The organism is Bacteroidota bacterium (assembly GCA_030706565.1).
Lineage (GTDB): Bacteria > Bacteroidota > Bacteroidia > Bacteroidales > JAUZOH01 > JAUZOH01.
Genome location: JAUZOH010000394.1, coordinates 1 through 3,435, shown reverse-complemented (window position 1 = coordinate 3,435; position 3,435 = coordinate 1). Strand labels below are relative to the sequence as shown.

Here is a 3,435-nt window from a genome sequence, read left to right as displayed (position 1 = left end):
CCTCAAGTTATAGCTGATTATACCCGTAATATTCAAATTAATTCGGTTGATCAAGCTCGTTCTTTTTTCGAAAATTTCATTTTTCATGAGGGTATTCCACTAAAACTTAAATTAAAAAATGGTAGAATTAGAAATTTCCCATTCTTAGCTATATATGAAAAAGAGAATTTTACATATAAGTATGAGTTTTTTTTTGAATTCTTTGAAGCTATCTCATTTTGTTTATACAAAAAATTTCCGGAATACTTCTTCCCTTATTTTTTTGATAGAAAGGATTTTTTCACTTTTATGCAGATTTGCGAGAATTTTGAGATTACCATTCCCAATTTTCCGCCTAGAAATAATTGGCTGAAAAGGGTTTGGTTTTATTTTGACTTAAGTATCTCTTTAAATGAATTTCGCAAGCACATAAATTTACCCCCTCCCGAATTTGTGGCTCTTATTTATGATTTTGGTATAAAATCTTTGATCAAAATTACAAAAGAAGAACTTTCTAATCCTTTAAAAGCTTGGTTTATTGGAGGTGGAGAATGGGATTACGATACCCTTGATGATGCTAACGAAAATTCAAGTTATACCTGGGGTGCTGGTAATGAAAGGATCAAAAGGGGTGATATAATTTTAATGTATTGTACTGCACCGCGAAGTTATATCCATTCAATCTGGCGGGCAACATCTGATAGTTTTATTAATCCTTTTGCCCATTATTATTATGTCGTAAATATAGGTTTCCCTTTAAAAATTAAACCGATTAATTACCATTCTTTATCTATAAATCCTATTCTTAAAAAGAATCCGACAGTGAAGGGACACATGCAGGGACTTAACGGCAGGCCAGTGACTCAAATTGAATTTGCTGAACTGTTGCGATTAATTAAAGAGTCTGGAATAAATATTTCTGAATTTCCGCAATTGCCTGTATTTAATCATTCTTCAAATCATATTCAGGATGAACGTGATGTGGAAATCGAATTAATAGAACCATTGTTATTCAGATTGGGTTTTAAAAGTGAAGATTGGATGCGCCAAATGCCAATACGTATGGGACGAGGTATTCGTTATTTTCCTGATTATTCCATAATTTTTAATTCGAAAAGAGGCGAAGAATCGGCAAAAATTGTAGTCGAAGCAAAATTTGAGATATTATCAGAAAAGCAATTGGAGGAAGCATATCTTCAGGCTAAATCTTATGCCGTTCGGTTGAGAAGTTATATATTTTTAGTTGCCGATAAAGATAATTTATATTTATTCGAGCAACTAAAAGATACATTTGAATTAACAAACAGAATTAAGTATTCCTGGCCGGATTTAGATAATCCTGACACTTTTCACAGTTTTAAAGAAAAGGTTAGAAAATAATTAACGGGTTGTTCTTGGATGCTCAACCCATTTCTTTTTATTACCGGTCTGTTTGGGTTTGGCATAAAATGAACGATGTTGTTGTTTTTTGTTTTCGGCATTTTCGGGATGGAGATCAATTAATGGGAAAGGGTGTTCATCTACGACCGGAATTTTGATATGAATTAATTTTTCAATTTCGCGCAAATAGTTTTTTTCTTCTGCATCGCAAAACGAAAGGGCTGTTCCGTTTGCACCGGCACGTCCGGTTCTGCCAATTCGATGTACATAGGTCTCGGCAATGTTGGGTATTTCATAATTAATTACAAAGCTCAAATTGTCAATGTCAATTCCTCGCGCGGCAATATCGGTGGCGACCAGTATTCTTGTGGTCTGTTCTTTGAAATTGTTTAATGCCCTTTGACGTGCGTTTTGTGTTTTGTTTCCGTGGATGGCTTCTGCCCGGATGTGATTTTTGACAAGTATCTTCACCAGCTTATCGGCCCCATACTTGGTGCGAGTGAATACCAAGGCGGTTTTTATATCTTTATCCTTTAATACATCTACCAGCAATGCATTCTTATTGCCTTTATCCACGTAATAAATTAATTGTTTGATGGTATCTACAGTTGAAGAAGCCGGAGTTACTTCAACTGTTGAAGGATGATGAAGTATAGATCCGGCCAGTTTTGCAATTTCAGGGGGCATGGTTGCTGAGAAAAAAAGTGATTGACTCTTTGAAGGAATTACAGCCAATATTTTTTTTATGTCATGTATAAACCCCATGTCCAACATACGATCGGCTTCGTCCAATACGAAAAATTCAATATCTCTTAAGGTAATAAATCCCTGTTGCATCAGATCGAGCAAACGTCCAGGAGTTGCCACCAAAATATCTACGCCTTTTTGAAGCGCGGCTACTTGCGGATTCTGTTTCACTCCGCCGAAGATAACAGTGCAGGATAACCCGGTATATTTGCCATAAGTCTTAAAACTTTCATCTATTTGTAAGGCCAGTTCCCTGGTGGGTGTGACGATTAAACTGCGTATTTTCCTTTTTTGTCCTGAGGGTTTGTTTGTGCTCAATAGTTGGAGAATTGGAACTGCAAATGCTGCAGTTTTCCCGGTTCCTGTTTGTGCGCAACCCAATAGGTCGTTTCCTTTCAATACAATGGGAATAGCTTTTTCCTGAATAGGTGTGGGAGTTGTGTAACCTTCTTCTTTAAGCGATTTAAGAATAGGTTCAATGATGTTCAATGTTTTAAATTGCATGAATAAATTTTAATTTTTAAAAGAAATTTTCGGGAAGAAAACCTGACTGAAGCAGACGGGGAGTATTCCGGATTAAATCGGTTGCAAGGTACAACTAATTAATGGATTTATTGATAGCTGAATAAAATATTTAAATATAAAATGTTGAAAGGCATGTTGGCTATATTCTGGACCATCTTTTAATTTTTCAGTACATCATTTGGGATATTTTTTTAATATGTTTATTTGATGAAATTGGAATATATTCTAAAAGTACCAAGTTTTATATTAATTTTGTAAAAATTGTAGCCAGTTCTTTTCGCAAATTTCTTATCTAATTCAAATAGCTGGTTTAAAGATTATATAAGCTGTACAGTAGTTACATGAGCTTTAAATGCTCAAAAGACCCCTACAACTTTTACTTTCTCTATAAATTATAAAAATGCAATTCATTTAATCACTTAAAATAATTATGGGAAGATCAAAGGAAACGAGTAACAAAAAAGAGATAAGCAAACAAAAAGAGAAAAACAGACAAGAGAAAGAGAGAAAAAAACAGGCAAGAAAAGGAAATAAGAGAAACGGGAATAACTTGGCAGAAATGATTGCATACGTTGATGAATTTGGACGCATCACTTCCACACCTCCGGATTTATCGCAAAGAACAGAGATAAACGCTGAAGATATTGAAGTAAGTATTCCCAAAAACATAGAGCCTGATCCGGTTGAAACCCTGCGAAAAGGAATAGTGACTTTTTTTAATGATTCTAAAGGCTATGGCTTTATTAAGGATTTGAAAACAGGGGAGAGCATATTTGTGCATGTTAACGCACTGGATGAACCTCT

General features: G+C 34.8%; 3 protein-coding genes. 2 read left to right on the top strand and 1 reads right to left on the bottom strand.

Going from position 1 to position 3,435, the window contains the following annotated elements; translation table 11 throughout:
* A partial coding sequence (locus Q8907_14610) for a hypothetical protein (GenBank protein MDP4275504.1) occupies positions 1–1,359 on the top strand: 1,359 nt, incomplete at its 5' end.
* Here the strand turns inward: Q8907_14610 and Q8907_14605 are convergent.
* Positions 1,360–2,610 carry a DEAD/DEAH box helicase gene (locus tag Q8907_14605; protein ID MDP4275503.1) on the bottom strand — a complete coding sequence of 417 codons (1,251 nt, stop codon included), beginning with the start codon at positions 2,608–2,610 and terminating at the stop codon, positions 1,360–1,362. It abuts the gene before it with no gap.
* A gap of 451 nt (positions 2,611–3,061) precedes the next feature.
* Between Q8907_14605 and Q8907_14600 the strand changes: the two genes are divergently transcribed.
* A partial coding sequence (locus Q8907_14600; protein MDP4275502.1) for a cold shock domain-containing protein occupies positions 3,062–3,435 on the top strand: 374 nt, incomplete at its 3' end.

Bases quoted from the DNA above. Each gene is read 5' to 3' on its own strand.
- Q8907_14605 (MDP4275503.1), bottom strand. From the start codon at position 2,610: ATGCAATTTAAAACATTGAACATCATTGAACCTATTCTTAAATCGCTT.